8 protein-coding genes and 1 pseudogene are annotated in these 22,780 nt (G+C 53.1%); all 9 read right to left on the reverse strand.

From position 1 onward, the window contains the following. Nucleotides 1–77: 77 nt before the first annotated feature. The 9 genes and pseudogenes from ACX9GT_RS20125 to ACX9GT_RS20165 all read right to left on the reverse strand — a co-directional run bounded on the left by ACX9GT_RS20125 (nucleotide 78) and on the right by ACX9GT_RS20165 (nucleotide 22,773). Nucleotides 78–13,163 (reverse strand): autotransporter outer membrane beta-barrel domain-containing protein, encoded by a 13,086-nt coding sequence (locus tag ACX9GT_RS20125; RefSeq protein ID WP_473191648.1) that lies wholly within the window; start codon nucleotides 13,161–13,163, stop codon nucleotides 78–80. A gap of 198 nt (nucleotides 13,164–13,361) precedes the next feature. Beyond that, a pseudogene (locus ACX9GT_RS20130) lies at nucleotides 13,362–13,415 on the reverse strand (ESPR-type extended signal peptide-containing protein); the annotation flags it as partial. Between the two features lie 529 nt (nucleotides 13,416–13,944). Next, a complete protein-coding gene (locus ACX9GT_RS20135) occupies nucleotides 13,945–14,202 on the reverse strand; it encodes a YjhX family toxin (RefSeq protein ID WP_473188406.1) in 258 nt (85 codons plus the stop codon). Between the two features lie 733 nt (nucleotides 14,203–14,935). After that, entirely contained in the window at nucleotides 14,936–15,586 is a 651-nt protein-coding gene (locus ACX9GT_RS20140; RefSeq protein ID WP_473188407.1) for a response regulator, read from the reverse strand. A 247-nt stretch (nucleotides 15,587–15,833) separates the two neighbouring features. Then, nucleotides 15,834–17,447, reverse strand: coding sequence for a TolC family protein (locus tag ACX9GT_RS20145; protein WP_473188408.1), 1,614 nt, complete (start codon nucleotides 17,445–17,447; stop codon nucleotides 15,834–15,836). Nucleotides 17,448–17,453: 6 nt separating this feature from the next. After that, nucleotides 17,454–18,707, reverse strand: coding sequence for an HlyD family type I secretion periplasmic adaptor subunit (locus tag ACX9GT_RS20150; protein ID WP_473188409.1), 1,254 nt, complete (start codon nucleotides 18,705–18,707; stop codon nucleotides 17,454–17,456). Nucleotides 18,708–18,757: 50 nt separating this feature from the next. Continuing rightward, nucleotides 18,758–21,016: a type I secretion system permease/ATPase gene (locus ACX9GT_RS20155; protein WP_473188410.1), complete on the reverse strand. Its 2,259-nt coding sequence runs from the start codon at nucleotides 21,014–21,016 to the stop codon at nucleotides 18,758–18,760. A gap of 500 nt (nucleotides 21,017–21,516) precedes the next feature. Further along, nucleotides 21,517–22,101: a LuxR C-terminal-related transcriptional regulator gene (locus ACX9GT_RS20160; RefSeq protein WP_473188411.1), complete on the reverse strand. Its 585-nt coding sequence runs from the start codon at nucleotides 22,099–22,101 to the stop codon at nucleotides 21,517–21,519. 165 nt (nucleotides 22,102–22,266) lie between these two features. Continuing rightward, the gene (locus ACX9GT_RS20165; RefSeq protein ID WP_473188412.1) at nucleotides 22,267–22,773 is read right to left on the reverse strand and encodes a hypothetical protein; all 507 of its coding nucleotides are present in this window, start codon (nucleotides 22,771–22,773) and stop codon (nucleotides 22,267–22,269) included. Between the last annotated feature and the right edge of the window lie 7 nt (nucleotides 22,774–22,780).

Consider the following 22,780-nt stretch of genomic DNA (forward strand, 5'->3'; position numbering starts at 1 on the left):
TTCGACGTGGGGCATTATCCCTTTTAGCCGCTGGCTGCCGAACCGGCAGCCAGCGTTTTCTTACCCTCTTACTGCGATTAGAAGCTGTATTTCACCCCCAGCATCGCCGCTTTGTCATCGTACCCTTTCTGCCCTATCTGCTGCGTCAGGTTACCCCAGACGCTGAAATTGTTACTCAGCTTGCCTTCCGCCCCCACTTTCACTTCAACCAGATGGCGGCTGCCGGTCTGCTGCACCCCCAGGCCATCTGAACTCACGCCAGGCAGACGGCTGTTGTGGATCCAGTTCAGGTCCACATAGGTGGTCAGAATGCGTGACTTGTCTTTCCCCATCAGCGTGTCGTTCGACAGTTTGGCCCCCAGACGGGTTTGCAGATTGTTATTGCCGCTCTGCTGCACCAGGGAACCATTGTTTTGCAGGTCGCTCATCTTCGCCCCGTTCAGGGTCAACTGCGCCTGCGGCGTGATATAGGTGTTATTCTCCTCACCGTGGTAGATTTCAACAGGGTAGCCGCCTTCCAGCGAGGTGCTTACGCCGCGCAGATGGTAGTTTCCGCTGTCGTAGGCACTGCTGCTGACGGTGGCATTGAACCATTCGTATTGCAGCCAGCCGTGAACATACGGGCTGTGACGTTCGCTGGCCTTCGCATACCAGGTACCGTATACCCCAACCGTATACCCCGTCAGGCTGTTATCGGATTTATAGCTGGTTTCCCCCGAATCGGTGGTCCCGGTCGCGCGACCATAACCGGCCATCACCCCCAGCCCGAAGCGGTCCTGCCCGGTAAACTGCGTATCCAATACTTCGCCCCCCAACTGCGCCACATAGCGGCTGCTGGTGTTGGACAGTTGGCCCGATGCATCCTCAAACTTGTTACGTGAACCCACCTGACGCAGCCACAGGCTGGAGCGCGTCTCTGCACCGCTCAGGTCGCCGCTGTCGCGCGCATCCCCTGCGTGCAAATCTTCCAACCGGGTGTTAAACAGCGTATTGGCCGCGGCGATGTTGGCGATAAAGGCTCCCGATTCCGGGTTATAGGTCACCACCTTGTCCTGATAGTTGGAGCGCAGGTACCAGTTGCCGTCTGCCGTATCCGTTGGCGTTCCCTGATAGAGGAAGTATTCCAGCACCCCGGCCTGGGCACGCCCATTCAGGTTGAAGACGCCCGCCGAGTTGCCGCCGACGTTAATCACCTGAATACCGTTGATGTTCTTCGCCCCCTCCCCGCCGATGTTGCTGACGCTGACCGTACTGGTGCCAGACGTATCCCCCGTCACCACCAGTCGGTCGGTGGCAGCGTTATCCCCCGCCAACACGGTATTCAAGGCAACGTTACCGCCGTTACCCACATAGTTACCATTGATGATGAAATCGCTGTAGCTGCCCCCGGTGGCGGCCCGCCCAACCACCAGGTTCCCGGCGTTGGACACGTTGCCGATAACCTGGCCGTCACCGCCAAAGGTGCCGTTAGCCTGCACCGTCACGTCGCTGGTCAGCGTGGCGCTGCCGACCGAGGCGAACGCCGTCGGCAGGGCAAACGCCTGCGGTGCGGCGGCATTCACTGCCGGTGTTCCCACCAGCAACGCCCCGGACTGCACCGTCGTCATACCGGCACTCACCAGGCTGTTGTTGATGTTTACCGTGCCGCTGCCCTGTTTCACCAGGCTACCGCTGCCACTGATAGGCGTAGTCAGATCCCAGTCGCCCGCCGTATTGAGCACCAGGCTGCCCGCATTGAGGACCGACGCCGCGCCAAAATTATCGCCATGGGTCGCCGTCAGGGTGGTGCCCGTCTGGGTGGTAAAAGTCCCCGCATACGCACTGTTGTTGCCGCTCAGGGTGACGTTGGCCGCATCGCTCAGCACAGTATTACCGCTGCCCTGCAAGGCGTTCACCAGGGTGGCCGTCGCCAGCCCCCCGGCGCGGCCATCCAGAAGCAGCGTGCCGTCTACCGCGATAGCGCCGGTGCCCAGCCCCTGCGCCTGCGTGACGTCTGCCGTCGCCCCGCTGTTAATCGTGGTGGTGCCGCTAAAATCGGTGTTGTTGTGATTGACCGCCAGCGTGCCGCTGCTCAGCAGCAGATTGCCCGCGCCCGCCAACGCCCCGTCGGCCACGCCGCCGTTGCTCACCGCCAGCACACCACCGCCCAGATCCAGCAGGCTGTCGGCAGCGCTGTTCAGCGCCCCCACGGTTTGCGTGTGCCCGTTGATGTCCACCGCCGCACCGCCATCAATCACCAGATCCGAGGTCTGCCCCAGCGCGGCATCCGCATTCAACTGCACGGTCCCCGCATGGACCAGCGTGGCCCCGGTGTAGTTGTTGTCGGCCCCCGAAAGCACCACTATCGCGCCCGGATCCGCTTCGGTGATCGCCAGATCCCCGCTGCCGGTAATTTGCGCAAAGAGTTCGTTGCCCGGCGTGCCGTTAAAGCTCGCCGTGCCGACCAGTTCCAGCGCCTCGCTGCCGCTGGTCAGCAGATCCAGACTCTTCAGGCTGTAGTTCACATACAACCCATCGCGTTGATCGCCAGTGGTCAGGCCAAAACCAAAGGTTCCCATTGCCGCCACCACGCTGTTGTTCGGGTTGGTGATACCTTCAAAATAGTCCTGAATAATCGGCGCATTGCTGCCGTCCGTCAGCGTCAGTTCGCGCCCGGTGCCGGTGGCCGCCCCGGTCACCAGGTCCACCACAATGGCCCCGGTGTCCAGGGCCAAGGTACTGATCCCTTCCAGGCTGGGGGAGACGTTCGGCGGCAGGTTGACACTCACCGTTCCGCCCCCGGTGGTATCGATACGGCTGGCCGCCACGGTTCCCCCGGAGGTCAATAACCCGCTGTTATCAATGATGTTACTGAAAATCAGCGTCCCGCCGTTCATCTCCAGCGCACCGATATTCTGCACCCCATCACCGACCGAGGTACGGCTGTTGTTCTCCAGGTTCAGCACGGTATTGCTGTTACTGCTGGTGTTATTGTTCGACAGCTGGAACTGGGTGTTCTGCAGATTGACCTGCCCGGTGAACCCTGTGCCCACGTTGCTGCCAAAGTTGAACAGGTTATTGTTGGTATTGATATTCAACACACCGGCCCCCAGCAACAGGTTATCAAAGGTAAAATCCCCGTTGTTGCTGATGTTCAAGGTGTCGCTGGCGCTCACGATATCTACCGTGGCGGCCGGGTTGAACCAGTCAATGCTGTCCAGGTTCAGCACCGAGCCGCCGTTGATGCTGACCGTGCCGGTGAAGGCCGTGGCATTGGCATTGTTCAGCGTCACCTGGCTGTTCGACAGTGCCCAAGTGCCAGCCCCGCTGAGCGTATTGCTCAGCGCGCCCGTCAACCCGGCAAACACCAGTTGACTACCGCTGGCAATGTCCACCGTGCCTGAGCCGAGATTCGGGTTCTGGCTGACGCTCAGCGCACTGTTGCCGGTAATGCCGAACTGGCCCGCAAACCCAGCGTTATTGCCGGACAGGGACATCGTAGACCCGTTATTCACGGTGACCGTGGAATCCGCCACTCCGCTCAGGGCATTGGCGACATCTCCGGTCAGGCCATTGAATATCAGTTGCGAGGTCGCCTCGGTCAACTCGACGCGGGCCGCCGAGATCCCCAGGTTATTGGCCGCGCTGACCGTCAGAACACCGTCCGCATTGATAGCGTGAGTGCCGCTGAAGGTGTTGCTGCCGCTCAGGGTGACCGCCGCATCGGTATTGATGATCCCGGCCCCGCTCAGCACGTTGGCCAGGGTATCTGCGGCGTTCAGATTCAGCGTACCGCCCACCTCCACCGCGCTGGTGCCCAACGCATTGGCCGCGCTTGCGGTGATTGAGGCTCCGGACGCGATATGGGTGGTGGCTGACAGGCCGCCGTTGGCAGCACTCAGGGCCAGATTGCCCCCGTTCACGTTCAGCGTACCGGCCCCGCTCAGGCCGCCGGTGGCGCTTGACGTTCCCCCTAATGACAGGTTCAGGGTGCCACCCGCAAGATCGATGGCTCCGGTGTTGGTCAGCAGCCCGCTGGTCAGCACGCCGGTATTGAGCGTGACCGTTCCCAGGTTGGTCAGCGCCCCCACCGTCTGGCTGAAGGTGTTGGCATTGACGCTGGCCCCGCTGTTTACCGTCAGTTGTGAGGTGGCGCCAAAGCCATTGTTGCTGCCCAGCAGCACATTACCGCCGGTCACCGTAGTGCTGCCGGTGTAGCTGTTCAGGCTGTTGGTGACGGTCAACGCCCCGTTGGTGGCATCCAACACGATGCCGCCCACCCCGGTCAGTTGTGCGGTCAAATCCTTGTTGGACGTCGGGCTGGCATCGGTGGCAATAATCAGCGCATCAGGGGTGTCCAGCAGCAGATTAATTGCACTCAGGCCGTAGTTCAGGTACAGACCGGTCGCGTTCAGGTTGTTGGTATTGGACAATAAGTAGCTATAGGTCGCATCCGCCACATGCTGCGCGTTCTGATCAATCCCCGACACCACGCCCTGGCCTGGCGCGACCGCCACACCGTTAATCATCAGCGTCAGATTACCGGCCCCGCTGGCCGTATTGGCGCTGATCAACTGCATCGCTGACGCCTCCCGGTTCTGGTCCAGGATCGACAGGTTCGGTGGCACCACCGGCGGCGTATTGTCCCAGGAGCCGCCGGTCACTACGTTGACGGTGCCGCTGCTGGCCGTCAGGGTCTGAGTGGTAATGGTGCTCTCGGCGCTGGACAGCGGCGCACCGCCGGTAAAGTTCAGCGTGCCGCCATTAAGTACCAGGGTTTGCAGCGTTTCGGTGCTTGGCGTTCCTGCTACCCCGACGGTGGTGATGTTGCCATTCCCCAAGGTCAACCCGGCCAATGCCAGGGCGTTGGCATTGGTGCCTGCCAGTGAGAAGGTGGTGTTATTCAGCGTCACATTGCCGGTGAAGGCGGTGCCCGCACCCGCCCCGAAGTTGAAGGCGTTATTGGTGGTATCGACGTTGACCTGCCCGGCCCCGGTCAGGGCATTGTTCAGGGTAAAGGCTCCGCCGTTGCTGATGTTCAGCGTGCTGGTCGCATCGTTGACGTTCAGCACAGTGGCCGCATTCAGCGCCGTAGCACTGTTCAGCGTCAGAGAGGAGCCGGTGTTAATGTCCAGCAGGCCGCTAAAGCCCGACGCATTGCTGCTGCCAGAGAGATCGATATTGCTGTTGCGCAGCACCCAGTTGCCCGCCCCGCTCAGGGCATTGTTCAGCGCGGTCAAGGCGCCGCCCTCAAAGGCGTTAAAATTCAGCGTACTGCCACTGCCGATACTGACGCTGCCGGTGCCCAGGTTGGCGCTCTGCGACACGGTCAGGGCGCTGTTGCCCACCAGATCAAACAAGCCCGCAAAACCGCTGTTAGCCCCCGTCAATGTGGTGTCCGCGGCATTATTGAGCTGTACCGTGGCGTTCGCCACCCCACTCAGCGCGTTGGCAAGGTTGCCCGTGACGCCATTAAGCAACAACCGGGCGGTGGCATCGGTGAGATCGACGCTGGCCGCCGAGGTTCCCAGGTTAGTGGCCGTGCTGATCGTCAGCGCGCCCCCCGCATTGATATCATGGGTACCGCTGAAGGTGTTGCTGCCACTCAGGGTGACCGCTGCATTGGTATTGATGATCCCGGCTCCGCTCAGCAGGTTGGCCAGGGTATCTGCGGCGTTCAGATTAAGCGTGCCACCCACCTCCACCGCGCTGGTGCCCAAGGCATTGGCCGCGCCTGAGGTGATTGATGCCCCCGACGCAATATGGGTCGCGGCCGACAGGCCGCTGTTGGCGGCGCTCAGGGCCAGATTGCCCCCGTTCACGTTCAGCGTACCGGCCCCGGTCAGGCCACCAACGGCACTCGAGGTACCCCCATCCAGCAGGTTCAGGGTGCCGCCCGCGAGATCGATGATCCCGGTGTTGGTCAGCAGTCCGCTGGTTAACACGCCAGGATCGAGTATCACCGTTCCCAGGTTGGTCAGTGCGCCGACCGTCTGGCTAAAATCATGGGTATTGAAAGTGGCCCCGTTGGCCACCGTCAGCAGTGAGGTGGTGCCAAAGGCATTGTTGGCTCCCAGCAGCACTGTGCCGCCGGTTACCGTGGTGCTACCGGTGTAGCTGTTCTGAGCGTTGGAGACGGTTAACGCCCCGTTGGTGGCATCAAACACAATACCGCCCACCCCGGTCAGTTGCGCAGTCAAATCCTTGTTGGAGTCCGGGCTGGCATCGGTGGCAATGATTAGCGCATCAGGGTTATCCAGCAGTAGATTGATCGCGCTCAGACCGTAGTTCAGGTACAGGCCAGCGGCGCTGGCAGCGTTGGTGTTAGACAGGGCGTAATTGTAGGTCGCATCCGCCACATGTTGCGCGTTCTGGTTAATGGCAGAGACCAACCCCAGTGGCGTCACCGCCACGCCGTCAATCGTCAGCGTCAGGTTACTGGCCCCGCTGGCCGTATTGGCGCTGATCAACTGCATTGCCGTCGCGCCCCGGTTCTGGTCCAGGATCGACAGGTTCGGTGGCACCACCGGCTGATCATTGTTCCAAGAACCCCCGCCCACCACGTTGATGGTGCCGCTGTTGGCGGTCAGGGTCTGGGCGGTGATGGTGCTTTCGGCGCTGGACAATGGTGCCCCACCGGTAAAGTTCAGCGTACCGCCATCCAGTACCAGAGTTTGCAGCGTTTCGGTGCTTGGCGTTCCTGCCACCCCGACGGTGGTGATGCTGCCATTCCCCAAGGTCAACCCGGCCAATGCCAGGGCGCTGGCATTGGTGCCTGCCAGTGAGAAGGTGGTGTTATTCAGCGTCACATTGCCGGTGAAGGCGGTGCCCGCACCCGCCCCGAAGTTGAAGGAGTTATTAGCCGTGTCGACGTTGACCTGCCCGGCCCCGGTCAGGGCATTGTTCAGGGTAAAGGCACCGCCGTTGCTGATGTTCAGCGTGCTGGTCGCATCGTTGACGTTCAGCACAGTGGCCGCATTCAGCGCCGTAGCACTGTTCAGCGTCAGAGAGGAGCCGGTGTTAATGTCCAGCAGGCCGCTAAAGGCCGATGCATTGCTGTTACCGGCCAGGTTGATGTTGCTGTTGCGCAGCACCCAGTTCCCCGCCCCGCTCAACGCATTGTTCAGGGCCGTCAACGCCCCACCCGCCAAGGCGTTAAAGTTCAGGGTACTGCCACTGCCGATACTGACGCTGCCGGTGCCCAGGTTGGTGTTCTGCGATACCGTCAGGGCGCTGTTGCCCACCAGATCAAACAAGCCCGCAAAACCGCTGTTAGCCCCCGTCAATGTGGTGTCCGCGGCATTATTGAGCTGTACCGTGGCGTTCGCCACCCCACTCAGCGCGTTGGCAAGGTTGCCCGTGACGCCATTAAGCAACAACCGGGCGGTGGCATCGGTGAGATCGACGCTGGCCGCCGAGGTTCCCAGGTTAGTGGCCGTGCTGATCGTCAGCGCGCCCCCCGCATTGATATCATGGGTACCACTGAAGGTGTTGCTGCCGCTCAGGGTGACCGCCGCATCGGTGTTAATCGTCCCGGTTCCGCTCAGCAGATTGGCCAGGGTATCTGCGGCATTGAGATTAAGCGTGCCACCGACCTCCACCGCGCTGGTGCCCAACGCATTGGCCGCGCTTGAGGTGATTGATGCCCCGGACGCAATATGGGTCGCGGCCGACAGGCCGCTGTTGGCGGCGCTCAGGGCCAGATTGCCCCCGTTCACGTTCAGCGTACCGGCCCCGGTCAGGCCACCAACGGCACTCGAGGTACCGCCTGCCAGCAGGTTCAGGGTGCCGCCCGCGAGATCGATGATCCCGGTGTTGGTCAGCAGTCCGCTGGTTAACACGCCAGGATCGAGTATCACCGTTCCCAGGTTGGTCAGTGCGCCGACCGTCTGGCTAAAATCATGGGTATTGAAAGTGGCCCCGTTGGCCACCGTCAGCAGTGAGGTGGTGCCAAAGGCATTGTTGGCTCCCAGCAGCACTGTGCCGCCGGTCACCGTAGTGCTGCCGGTGTAGCTGTTCTGAGCGTTGGAGACGGTCAACGCCCCGTTGGTGGCATTAAATACAATGCCACCGACCCCGGTCAGTTGTGCAGTCAAATCCTTGTTGGAATCCGGGCTGGCATCGGTGGCAATAATCAGCGCATCAGGATTGTCCAGCAGCAGGTTGATCGCACTCAGGTCATAGTTCAGGTACAGGCCAGCGGCACTGGCGCTGTTGGTATTGGATAACGAATAGTGGTAAGTCGCATCCGCCACATGTTGCGCGTTCTGGTTAATGGCAGAGACCAACCCCTGTGGCGTCACCGCCACGCCGTCAATCGTCAGCGTCAGGTTACCGGCCCCGCTGGCCGTGGTGGCGTTGATCAACTGCATCGCCGTCCCGCCCCGGTTCTGGTCCAGGATCGACAGGTTCGGTGGCACCACCGGCTGATCGTTGTTCCAAGACCCCCCGCCCACCACGTTGATGGTGCCGCTGTTGGCGGTCAGAGTCTGGGCGGTGATGGTGCTTTCAGCGCTGGACAATGGTGCCCCACCGGTAAAGTTCAGCGTACCGCCATCCAGTATCAGAGTTTGCAGCGTTTCGGTGCTTGGCGTTCCTGCAACCCCGACGGTGGTATCGCTGCCAGTGCCTAGCGTCAGCCCGGCGCCCGCCAGGGCGCTGGCATTGGTGCCTGCCAGTGAGAAGGTAGCGTTATTCAGCGTCACATTGCCAGTGAAGGCCGTGCCTGCGCCCGCCCCGAAGTTGAAGGCGTTATTGGCCGTGTCGACGTTGACCTGCCCGGCCCCGGTCAGGGCATTGTTCAGGGTAAAGGCACCGCCATTGGTGATGTTCAGCGCGCTGGTCGCATCGTTGACATTCAGTACGGTGGCCGCATTCAGCGCCGTAGTCCCATCTAAGGTCAAAGAGGAACCGATGTTAATGTCCAACAAGCCGCTAAGGCCCGACGCATTGCTGTTGCCTGAAAGATCGATATTGCTGTTGCGCAGCACCCAGTTCCCCGCCCCGTTAAGGGCATTGTTCAGGGCGGTCAAGACTCCCCCGGCAAAGGTATCAAAGATCAGGGTACTGCCACTGCCGATATTGACGCTGCTACTGCCCAGATGCACATTCTGCGATGCAGTCAGAGTGCTGTTGCCCGTCAGATCAAACAAGCCAGCAAAGCCGCTGTTGGCACCGCTCAAGGTGGTGGATGAACTGTTATTCAGTTGAACCGTAGAGCCCGCTACCCCGCTCAGGGTATTACCCAGATTTTCTATGAAGCCATTAAGCAGCAATTGGGCAGACGCATCCGTTAAATCGACCTCTGCACCGCCCAGATTAGCTGCGCTGCTTACCGTCAGGCTACCGTTGGTATTAACATCAAAAATGCCACTGAAGCTATTGTCACCCGTCAGCCCAATCGCGGCGTTAGCATTCACGCTGCCTACACCACTGAGTGGGTTGGCAAAACCTGGGTTGGCACTGTTCAGATTCAGGGTGCCGTCAACCTCAATACCACCGCTGCCCAGATTACCCGCACCGCTGAGCGTAGCGATCGCACCAGAAGCCACCGTGGTCTGAGCCGACAACCCGCTGTTTGCCCCCGTCACGGTGAACGTACCGCCATTGATATTCAACGCACCCGCGCCGGTCAGCCCCCCCGTTCCACTGGAGGTACCGCCATTGGTCACGTTCAGGGTTCCTCCGGCCAAGCCGACGATTCCTGCGTTACTCAGTGCGCCAACGGTTTGCTCATTGCCAGCCAGATTGACCGTTGCCCCGGCCACGACATCAAGCAGTGACGTGTTACCCAGAGAATTATTGGCTCCCAGCGTCAGGCTACCGGCATTCACTGTGGTAGAGCCAGTGTAGTTGTTCAAATCATTACTGAGAGTCAGCGCCGTGTTATCTGCACCAATCGCCAGATTGCCCGCGCCGGTTAATTGCGAGGTGAGCGTGGTATTGCTGGCACCGTTGGAGGTTAAGGTCAGCGTTTGCCCGGCTTGCAAATCCGATTGGGTCAGTTGTTCATAAATACTCAGCCCCAGATTACTGAAACCATAATTACTGACCAGAGCAAAATCGTAGGTATTCACGGCGACCACTTGACCGCCCTGTATATAGTCTGCCGTGGTTCCCGTCAGCAGGTTATTACCCAATAGATCCTGCAACTGGAGTCTGGCTAAATCTGCCCCAGAGAGCGCGTTGCCACTCTGTACCAGATCGGTAAAGGTTCCCGCGTTAAGATCCAAAATGTTTCCTGCGGTCAGCAACGTAGGATCGGCCTGAATAACCGAATTCCCCGTGACGGCGAGTAAACCAGAACCTGTACCCGCGCCGGTACTGATCAGGCCGCCCGGTGAGAACTGCAATGTGCCACCATTAAAGATCAGGTCACCGACGTTATGAATACCGAGATCCAGGGTGATAATTCCCCCCGTAGAATTACGCAGGGTGGCGTCATTCAGCGCACTGGAATTGAGCCCCGACAAATTGAATGTGGCATTACTGATATCAACGGTACCGGCAAATGCGCTCCCGGCACCGGCACCAAAATCAAATGCACCCCCCGTGTCGTTAATATTAAGCAGGCCAGTACCGGTTAATGCATTATTAAAGGTACCGCTATTGGAAAAATTCAATACGCCGTTGAGAGCAATCGAGGCGGTACCAAATTGATTAAACGCATCGGCGTTCAACGTGCCGCCAGCATCAATCTGCCAGTTCCCGGCAAAGGTGCTAGCCCCGCTCAAGGTCACATTCCCGGCAGATTGTATTTCTGCATTGCCTGCCCCACTGAGAATAGCGTCAAATGCGCCGTTATAGGTATTACCGAATAACAGGGTATTACCGGCGGCCAGGTTAACATTGCCACTGGTGATATTGTTGCTGTCACTCAGGGCGATATTAGAATTCGCCGTTAGATTGATATTATCGAAGTTCTGCAACCGGGTTCCACTGTTCAGGGTGCGTGTGGAGTTGATCAGGTTCAGCGTATTGGTGCCGCCCCCGGCATTAAGCACGCCTAAAGAGGTGATGCTGCCGTTGGTGAGATTATTGACATTAAAGGTGTCGTTGCCTGCCCCCGTATTCACCGCATAGATCGTGGCGCCATCGTTAACATTAACGATGTTATTACCGGCTCCCAGATCGATAATACCCGTGCTGATCGAACCGGTACTCAACGTCAGCGTATCCACGCCAGTGCCACTGGTCAGAGAACCCAATGTACTGTTGTTAACGATGGTATTACCGCTGTTCCCCATGGAAACGCTGCCGCTGATCAGCCCGTTATTGATCAATGACTCGGGAATAGTGTTGCCAAAGGTGATCGCAGCGGCTCCACCGCTGGCATTGATCGTCGTGTTAGGCCCGACGGTGACGGAGCCTCCGGCCGCACCCGAGGTCGAGATCCCCGTTGCTGCCGCATTGTTAACATTGATATCCAGATAAGCGGAAGAAAGATCGAGCGAAGCCGTCGAACTGATCCCGGTGACGGCACCACTTCCCGTCAGGTTGATGGCGTTATTCGTCAGGCCTTGCAGGAAATTAAGGCCTGCCAAGGTGGTAAACACCGTGCCGCTGGTGGCATTGAATTGAGTATTACTGAGATTAACACTCCCCGATGCCCCTTTAGAGATCGCACTGCCGGTTCCCCCCAGATTAAATATGGTCCCTGTCAGCGTCTGGATGCCCGCGTTGGTTGCCCCAATCGTCAAGCCTGTGGCGGCACCTGTCGTCGTAATCATGCCATTGATAAGATTAAGAACGATGTTATTGCCCAGCGTGATCCCACTGCCGCCAGTGGCAGTGATCGTCCCTCCGGTGCTGTCCACCGTGATGTTTTTACCCGCAGTGGTGGCACTCAACGCCAAACCGGCGGTGGTGCTGGTGATCGAACCGCTGTTGGTCAGGGTGGCTGTTCCGCTGCCGTTATGGGCAATAGCCACCCCGGCAGTGGTGCTGTTAATGATACCGGCGTTGGTGATATCTACCGCGCTACTACCAGAATCAGTGACGCTGATCCCGGTCGCTTTTCTGATCGTCCCTTCAGCCTCATTACGTACGACCACTTTGCCCGATGAGCCCGCAGTGACGTTAATCCCGCTACCGGCGGTGGTATTTGCCGTGCCATCAGAGATGGTCGCCGCCGAACGGATATAAATCCCCCCCGTTCCGGTGGTTTTGGTGGCAAGGATCCCATCATTGGCCGCCCCGGAAGCAACAACAAGGTTTGACCCCGCCGCCAGGTTGTAGATCACATCGTTAGGTGAGGCTGGGCCATTGTAAATATATGAAGTGGTGGTGGTACTGGAGGCATTGCTGATCACATCACCCGCCAGATTATTCATGACAACCACAGCACCGGGGCCAAATAAACCGGTCCCTGTGTTATAAGAGCCTATCTGCACACCATAGTTGGCAAGACCCAATGGGTTTTGGCTATCAATCGTCAGAGTGAGTTTGGCGCCGTCATCAATCAGGTAGTTGTACGATGCAGTCCCAACACCCACAGTACCTGGGCCATTCGTCAGACGTGTACCAATAATATTAACATCCGAACCAGCGGCAAAATGGAGCAGGCTGTTAGCAGCGGTATCATTACTCCAGAATACCGCCGGATAGTCAGGGCTGGTGATCCCCGTTAAGTCGAAATTGCCGGTAAAGGTAATATTGCTACCTAATACCGACTGCCGATAAGTACCAAAATTCAAGGTGATTGGTTGAATGATGTTGCCAAATATCACTCTACCGACAGAGTTAGCTGCAACCGCGGCACTATCAGACCCCATGGCAACCAGTTTGCCATTAGGCACTGAATTGATATTGTCCAGCGTTGCCGACAATCTGGTCGTCGCATCTTGCGCATAGACTAATCGGGAAACCGTGCCGCTGGTGATCGCCAAGGTTGAGGTAATATCGCCAAAATTGGTGAGTTTAAAAGTGGCATTCTGCGTATTCCAGGCCACGTTGTTGGTGCCTGCCGCCGTCATGGTAAAAGCATAGCCAGCAAATCTTAAATTATAGCCGCCGCCATCTACCACCAGATTCTGCCGGGCGTTAGCGGCTTGGTTCACCGCCATCCCACCAGCATGTGATGCTGACATATCGATATTGGCGGTTAATAGGATCGTCGTCGCTGTACTGCCTGCTCCGGTATTACTCAATGCAGTGGCTAACGCAGCCGCGGTTCCCACCGTCACGCAACTGCCCCCCGAAGCATTACATTCAGCCACAGTAATCGCATAAGCATTGTTATAAACCGCCAGGGCAGAAAATAGTGAAAAGGCTACAGCGCTATTTTTGAATAATTGATTATTTTTAGTTATTTTATCAACATGTTGCTGATTACAACTACTGTGACTGGCTGTTTTCTGTTTTTTATTAGTGAGTTCACTGACAACCACCCAAACCTGTAATACCGCACTCCATATCACTCTATAAACTTTGTTCATAAGAATCCCTCTGAAGGTCTGCCAGACGCCATAAGCTATTTACCACCTTCAGATTTGAAGGCGTAAAAACACAAATTTAAGTTAAATCTAGTTCTGTCCTGTTAAAACGCAAGCAGGCTGCTTGCGGTTGTAAATCTTTTGAAATCAAGGATCAAGGAGGATTTTTTATCCTGTTTTTTAAAGGAATCACTTATACATTCAATGGTTTAAGATTAATCGTAAAACAATAATGCGCTCACTCAGGCTAATATTCATTTTTACAAGCTGATAACCTATGTCGCTGATACACAACATATTCAGACGATTTAAATACATTCGATGCGTAGGAGTTTTTAGGCGGATATTAGGTGGTTCTAAGGATTAACAATCTGATAATTCAGAATTACCTATATAAATCAGAGAGGAAAATATCCACAAACAATTCTTGCTCCCCCATCCGAAGATGGGGGAGTTGTTTTATTTGTTGATGCAGCCGGTCATATTGGCGTGGATAAACTCAGGGGAAAATATCGTGTTCATGGCACACTCCTTAACGATTGTCCGGCTGTGAACGTACGCTATTCAGCCCGGTGGTGTTGATGCGGTATGGCTGACCATTGGCGGACTTGATCAGCTTTTTGGCTTTGAGTTTTTTGAAGACGGCGAGCGTGCAGTCGCTGAGCAATAGCCCTTCGCGGCTGTAGCATTCTACGGATGTGATGCGGCCTGAAGCATCGCGGACGTGCGCAATACGGCCACCTTTGGCGAGTACATGTAAGGTACGTTGTTCCTGACGGGATAAATTCATACTGAAAAACCTGTTAATCATCATGTGCAAAACGTGCAAACACAGCAGTGTCTGCATTCGATTTCGGCGCATTGATAATCAGCCCGGCCTGAAAAGGTCGGTAAGCTGATTATCTGATGATTACATTCTCCAGCATCAAAGCCTCGGTGAGAGTGAAAGGTATTTACGGCGGGAATCATAACACGTACTTTCTATATGGGAATCAGCAAGCCTGAAAAATGTGATCTCAATGAGGAAAGCGAGTGGCTGCAACTTGGCTGCTGAATAGAATATAATCCGTTGTCAGCAGCCTGATATGATTCACATGATGGAGTGAATGCTCGGTATTATATTTTCTGCTGCCTCTTTCAGGAATTCAGTATCCTCACGTTGCCTCTCAATCAGACAGCTCATAGCATTCGGCCCTTGGGTAAGGGTCCAAAGCCCGGCTCGAACCAGGCACCGGTATGGACGCCCGCAGTGCCTGGACGTTCTGGAGGCAAAATGAAACGATTAATTCCCAGGTAAGGTCTGGCATATCGTAACGAGACATGAGCTATTCTTATTTTAAATCACTGCCAATGAAGTTTAAAAACTATTTTTCGCTCACTGAACATAATGCAGCTATTGGATTTACTCCAACAACTCTGCACTCGGCCAGTGATAAAGAGCGGTACCGACTCCTGATGACGTGAAAACGCTAATTATAGGTACTCCGATTTTTAAGGAATGACATTTTCATCAAACCTATGACCTAACCAACACCGGTTAAACCTGTTTCAAAGGCAAAGCGAAACAGATCGGCATCCCTTGAGATTTGAAGTTTGCGCATCGCACTGGTTTTTTGAGAACTGACCGTTTGTTTAGTTCGCTTTAACTGGCTCGCGATGTCATTTACAGACATCCCCGATACATACAGCCTGATAACCTCAGCCTCTCGCCTTGTCAATTTATGATTAGCGGTTCGTGAAGCCATATTACCCCCCAAATCCTGCGCCACTGATTTGAAGTGAGGAGAAATATAAGTAGCTCCAGCATAGACAGCATGTATGGCAGAAATGAGGTGACCAGTATCCTCTGCCTTATTCAACACTGAACCCACACCTAGCTTGAGTATTTCAGTAACAATAGCGGGGTTATCTATAATCGTGAAAACGATAATCTTTAATTCTGGGTAATGCCGTCTTAAGAAAGAAAGCATTGCCATGCCATCTCCCGCAATACCTCCTGGCATGACATAATCGGTTATCAGAACATCGCAATTAACCTGGTTTAATACATCAAGAACCTCTGTCGAGTTTCTCCCCTTTCCGACAATATTTAGCGTACGAATTGTCGATAACTCGTATGAAATACCCGAAAGTATTGCAGGGTGATCGTCAGCAATAACAATATTAATATTCATAATTTATCCAATCAATAATAACTATATCCTTAGCACTTTATTAAATTTCATAAAGTGCTATCGCATCGTTCTATACGCCAGATGCCAATAATGGCAGGTAGAGAAAGCCACAGAGCCAGCCCCGAGGAACTGGCTCCCCCTTGTTCAGACAGGTGAAAACATCCGGTATATCCACATCACTTGATAAGTTGCAGAAAGTCAACCCTCTTCCTACAACGCCAAACACGTTAGGAAAACTTCACGAAATTCATCGCTCAGATTTGTTCATATCATCCATCAACCAACGGCTTAACATTCCTGTACTTCCATAGGCTTTTATTACGGCCAGATAGCTGTCAAAACGGTATGAAACTTCGTTGACGCGATTATTGTTGTAATCACTTTCGGCAATCAGAACATCAAGCAGCGTTCGACGACCAAGGTGATACCACTGATCAAAAAATGCCTCCTTCACTTTTTCAGTTTCTTTAATCAGGCCAACGTATAGATCCGCCCTTGTCAGCAACGTATTGGCATCCTGCACAGCAGCACGAGCTTCAAATTCAAGATCCATTTGCTGTTGTTCTTTATTCTCCAGTTCAGCCTCGGCTCTCAACAACGCAGCCTCCCGAGCCGCTGTCGCTGAGCCACCGCGGAAGATAGGCCAACTGACGGTTACCATGGTCTGCCAAGGATCTTCTCGGCCAAAATCATCCTTACCCGTTGATTTAGTCACGACCCAATTGATCTGTGGTTTCTCAGCAGCACGCAGTGATTCAGCATGAAGCCTTGATGCCTTCGCCTCGGCTTCAGCCTGCAATAAAGCAGGATGATTTTGGGCCGATGACAGCAATCTATTCAGCTCAATATCTGGCAACGTAAACTTAATATTCTGCGGTATTCTGACCGAATTTTTACCAATCAGCTTGCGCAGTTTTATTTCAGCATCGCGCTCACGTGCCTGCCATGTATCTCGGCTGGCTTCGGCATCCATCAATCTGGCACGCGCCTGGACAAGCTCACTGGCCCGCCCTGGATCAGTAGCTACTATGTCACTCAACATATCAACCAACCGCTTCATACGTTCGACGTATTGCTGGCTGATAATGCTTATCCGGCTTGCCTTCTCTTTCTCAAGAACAGTGCTGGCTACGTCCTGGGCCAGGACTTCCACGTTGGCCATATATTTCTGGACCGCTGCTGTTCCAAGCTCTTTTCGGCTATCGATCGTTTTCTCCGTGCGCCCCCAGTCGTACAACGTAGTCGTCATATTCAGATTGACCGTCTGGGTGGCTGGATTACTATTGCGCCCCAATGATTTTGAACGAGAGTTAGCACTCACATCGATTTGTGGCCAGCGTTGCCCTTCCGCTTCACGCACATCAGCATTTGCCGCACCCAGTTCTGCACTGGCCTGTTTTAGTGTGGGGCTGCGTTCAATCGCCTGTTTTAAAGCCCCGGCCAAAATAGCTTTAAGTGCGTTGCTACCCGCTGCACCACGCTCGCCGTCTTGACGATAAGTCTGTGTTTGACGCGCTGCATAAGTACGGGTAGAGGAGGACTCTACCGGCTTCATTGTTTCTTTAACGGCTACTTTCTTAGCGGGTGATAATTTCTGAGCTTGCTCCGCAATTTGACGGTATTCACCAAATGTGCCACGAAATTCGGCACTTTTAGTTTTTTCCGAAGATGAGAACAAACTCCATGATGAAGCCTTGCGAGATTCATCTTCCGCCGCCAACAATACAATATCCTGTGTATTAGGTTGCGCATGCAGAATAGAGGAGTAAATCATCCCAGAACACAGCAGAAGCTGCATTGAGGTATTCCACACTAATACACGAGCCTTTTTAGGCATGTATTTTCTTTTACTTGGCTTCATTATGCATTATCTCTCGCGGAAAGCTTCTCTGGCTTTAAATACTGGCTTAAGCAAATAATCCAAAATAGTTTTCTCACCCGTACGTATTTCTACCGTAGCCGTCATACCGGGAATAATAGGCAGTCTCTTACCACCAGACTCAAGCCAACTGGTATCGGTGAGTATTTGAACCCGATAATAAATAGCATCTGGGCGACCTGCGGCTAATTTCTTTTCATCCTGTAAAGTATCAGGGCTTATGAGCGTCACCTTTCCTTTAAGGCCACCATAAATACCGTAGTCATAAGCAGACACTTTAACGGTAGCTGGGAGCCCTGGGCGCAGGAATGCGACATCCTGTGGCTTAATCTGCCCCTCAACAATCAGTTGATCTTCCAAGGGTACAATTTCCATGATATCCGCACCCGGTTGAATAACACCGCCAATCGTACTGATGCTGACATTTTTAACCGTGCCATAAACCGGGGCATAAATAGTGGTACGCTCCAGCACATCTTTACGCCCTACCAGGCTTTCTGTCAGCTGTGCAACTTCAAGCTCAGACTTGGTCAATTCTGAATTTGCCTCTCCCTGGTAACGGTTACGGCGCTCCACAATCTGGATCTCCAAATCATTGGCCTGGCGCCTCATACGCAGCAACTCAACTTCAGAGATCAGGCCACGAGCGGCCAGTGGCGCGGTCATGGACAACTCTTTCAAAATAAGGTCACGACTGCGCTCTAATGCACTCAAGCTATCATCAAGAGACTTTTTCCGTGATTCATATGCTTTGGTTTCCTGCGCGATCAACGAAGGATATTTCTGTAGTTCCTCAGGGAATTTCAACGGCGCCTGATAAGCCTCGGCCTCTAACCGCGCTATCATTGCTTTTAATCCCATTAATTTGGCATTCATTTCCTGATAGGTAGAACTCGCTCGCGTTGGATTTATTTTAAGTAAAGGTTGCCCCTTCTCAACAATATCACCTTCACGCACTAACATTTCATCGATAATGCCAGCCTCAAGGCTCTCTATGACCTGCTCACGGCTTTTTGAAATAATCTTCCCTTCGCCCTGAGTAATTTCTTCAACATTCGCGTAGTGTGCCCAGATAACCCCTGTAAATAAAATAACAACGATAATATATAAAACAGAACGTGAGCCAGGTGCCGATTGAATAAGTAATGACTCACGCAAGTCACTCATAAAAGCCGCATCCCCCGCCTTTAATGGTGCAGGCTTAGGCGTGCGCTTGAAACGGCGCAGAATTTTATTGAACATTTCTAAATCCCTTACGGTGTTTAACCAGGCTGATTCTCAGCCTGAACAATTTAGCTGGCAGCAGCAGAGGCTTTTGTCGCCGGGTTTTGCTGAGCTGAAGGTGTTTTCCCCGCCGATTCACGATCGCTCGTTACGCTCAAAGCGGCGATGATTTCATTTTTTGGCCCGTCGGCGACAATACGCCCGTCATCAACCACCAGGATCCTGTCGACCAGGTTAAGTAACGATGTTCGGTGGGTGACCAATATCAACGTCTGGTTTTTAGTGGCGTTATTCAGCCGCGCCATAAAAATGGCTTCAGTCTGCGTATCCATGGCGCTCGTGGGTTCGTCCAGTAACAGCATTTGTGGCCGCGCCAGCAAACTGCGCGCTAAAGAAACCAGTTGACGCTGTCCTCCTGACAATCCTTCACCCATTTCACCGATAGGAAGGTTGATCCCCATAGGGTGTTTTTGCGCAATCTGGTCCAGCCCCGTCAATTGCAAAACGCGCAGCAGTTCATCTGTAGAGGCTTCTGGACGACCGATCATAATGTTCTCGCGCAGCGTGCCGTAGAACAAACGCGCTTCCTGACCCACGTACCCCACGGTGCCACGCCAATCTGCCGGGTCAACCTGTGCAACATCAATACCACCAATCAGCATCTGCCCCGCAGTCGGTTGATACAGGCGAGCAATCAGACGCAGTAACGTCGATTTGCCGCTGCCTATTTTGCCCAATATCGCGACTCGTTCGTTGGGAGCGATGGAAACATTGATATTCTCGAGCACTGGCTGATTGGGTTTATCCGGTGGTGCTGGATAAGCGAATTTAATTCCTTTAAGTTCCAACCGCCCCTGAAGTGAAGGTAACGACAAATATTTTTTATTGACTTCACGATCAAGCGGCATATCCATCAGGCGATTCAACGATGTCAGCGCTGCTTTGGCTTGCTGGAAACGTACCGCTAATCCTGCCACCTGCGTCAAAGGAGCGGTTGCCCGTCCGGCCAGCATCACGGTGCCTATCAGAGCCCCCTGTGATAGAGAACCATTGCCAATTAAGTAAACGCCGCACACCACAATAATGACCGTCTGCAACTGCTGAAGGAAAGTCACCAGATTCAACGCGGTGCTGGTGAGCTGGCGTGATTTCATCGAAGTGCTGGCGGCGGCCGCACTGAAAGCCTCCCAACGGCGCGTCATATAGCCTTCGCCGCCAACGGACTTGAGCGTCTCCATGCCTTCGATAGACTCCAGCAGCACGCCTTGTTTCAGCGAGGATTCCCGCAGGTTTTCACGCATAGTTCTCGCCAACGGCCACTGGATAAGCACGCTGATCAGTACGATGCAAGGTATCATCAACAGGGGTATCCACCCCAGCGAACCACCAATAACAAAGATCACGCCAACAAACAGCAGAACAAAGGGCAAATCGGATAAGGCAGCTAACGTTGCCGAAGTAAAAAAGTCTCGTACCGATTCAAATTCGCGCAGTTGGTTGGCAAAGGCGCCAGCAGAAGGCGGCTTGTGCTCCATACGCACCCCCAGCGCCTGACGGAATAGCCGGGACCCCAACACCAAATCGGCTTTTTTAGCCGACATATCCAGCAAACTGGCGCGGGTATAGCGTGTTATCGCTTCAAAACACATGGCAATAGCCACACCAATAGCAAGGGACCAAAGCGTCACGTAAGCCTGGTTTGGCACCACCCGGTCATAGACGTTCATCGTAAAAAATATGCTGGCCAGCGCCAGAATGTTGACAATAACCGCAGCAAGGGCCGCACTGCGGTAGTAACTGCGATAACGCCACAATGTGCTGAACAGCCAATGCCCGGCGGAGTGTGGGGTTTCTTCACCTGCACGTACATCAATCTGCGCACTGGGCTTAACCAGGATGGCATGCTCTGAATACCAGCTTGAGAGTTCCTGCTGATCGATCTCTACCGGTGAGTCGACCCCGATCTCAGGCAGAATGATCTGGAAACGCAGCTTACCTTCTTCATCACGCCGAGAAGCCAAGAGAATCGCCGCACCACGATCTTTACGGAGCAATAGGATAGGCATCAGATGTGAAGAAAACTCATGCGCACGGCGACGAACCATGCCCGCAGTAAGATTTGCATTGCTTAATGCGCTAATAGCCTGAGACGGAGTCAGTTGGTTACCTTTAGGTAGCCCTGCACATAAGCTTTCAGCACTCCTGGGAGAGCCCTGGTATTCACACATCCACAGCGTGCACTCAAGTAGCGTATCCACAATCCGTTCAGGTGGCGGAAGAGCAAACGAGTTTTCGTTCTGATCCGGATGATCTTTTTCTGACAACATATTCATAATCCTTTGGCGTCTTAATCGACCCAAGCTTTGGCAACGATTGATTAAAAAGACATAACCTTAGTCGCTATGCCTATAAGAATCTGGGGTAAAGGGAATCAGGAAACATTGGTGTCTCCTTCACGCTTTCTATAGGAGCACACTTTAAATTCCAACGACTTCTATGTCTGTCAGGCGTGTTCGAATTTAAATGAAAGAGTGTAGGACCAGTACTAAATGGATGTTCTTACTTTTTTTGTATCCCGGGATGGATAGCTGGCTCCGAACTTTGATATTAGCCATGCACAATGCAATGTTAATAACCTTGGTACGTTATTTTTGTTACATAAATTAATATAAAATCGAAATGGCAATATGGTAGCTCTATCGAGCAACCATTGCCGAGGAACTTAAGAGAACGGGCCATAACGATATCAGCCCCAACCACGTAAAATTACAGCGTCATTATCTGCAACTTCAATCAATAATAATTAAAATAACTCTCTGAAATAAAATTATATAACTTTGAAAATATCTTTATTTATATTATCAAAGAAAGAATTAATATTATCCATTCCAACCTTTGATAAGGCACTCCTCTTATGATGAGATATGGTTTTATCAGACAGTCTGTTTTTTCTTGCCAGCTTAATATTAGATTCACCATCAAGTAGATTTATAATCACATTTTTTTCCATACCAGATAATAGCGCTCTCCTGTACCCACTCTCGTATCCATTGCGAATCATTGCATAGGCCCCCATAAACGTTTTTATCTTCACACTGTTATAGCCAAAGTTTGAACAAAGCTTCATGACTTTATTGCTCTTTGATAAAAACACGACATCATTACTCATTCTTTCAAAAAACAATAATGCTTTAAAATTAGACACCATATCATCAAGGTGTACAATAAACAGCGTAAGTTTATTACAATGCCATGTTTTAAATAAAGAATTAAATGACAACCTTGATATATCATTCTCCGGCAAATCACTTAACAATTGAGACATTCCCAGATAAAAATAACTGTCATTAGTGACGATGAAACACTCTCTCTTCATTTCCCCTCCGTAAAAATTGAATTTATAAACAACCATTAATATCCTCCATTTTTTATCACGGAGGATATTTTATATGCTCACTCTGAGACTCTTTTGCACTACACAAATAAGGATAACAAACACCGTTGTTATTCGTTTAACACTAAGTACTGCGAGGCTGTTACGGTTTAAATTGCGTATTTCAATCTATTACCAGTCCAATCACTTACAGGTCAAAACGGCGGCTCGTGAAACCGCGTGCTTTTGTTCATGGGCATACTTTAACTCTTGCTCAGCTTCAGCACGCGTTACAGAAACAGGCGCTGATTTGCCATCATCAGAAACTTTTATAAAATAGGTCTTTCCAGCCTCAAGTTTAACACGATAAAGCTCCTCAGTTTTGCCACGATATAATGGCGCATCATGCTGATAAGCCCCCAAGGTATGTTCGCCTGGGACAAGACAAAAAGTGGAAAAACCACCGGGTAATAGGGAGGTATGATAATGCCCATCAACATAGACATTTGCGCCGGATAATTTTTGCGCCCCCGACGCTGCCCGATAATAAGTGACCTGTGCTTTATCAGACGCAGCTGCTGGCAACGCATGATACTGCTCACCGAATACCGTTAACTTAGGTGTGTGCTGAACGGTCTGACTAAAAACGTTAGGCACCAGTACCAGCGATAATAAAACGGTCAAAATGACTTTTATGTTCTTGCAATACATTTTAAAA

This window comes from Serratia sp. YWN4, from assembly GCF_055790845.1.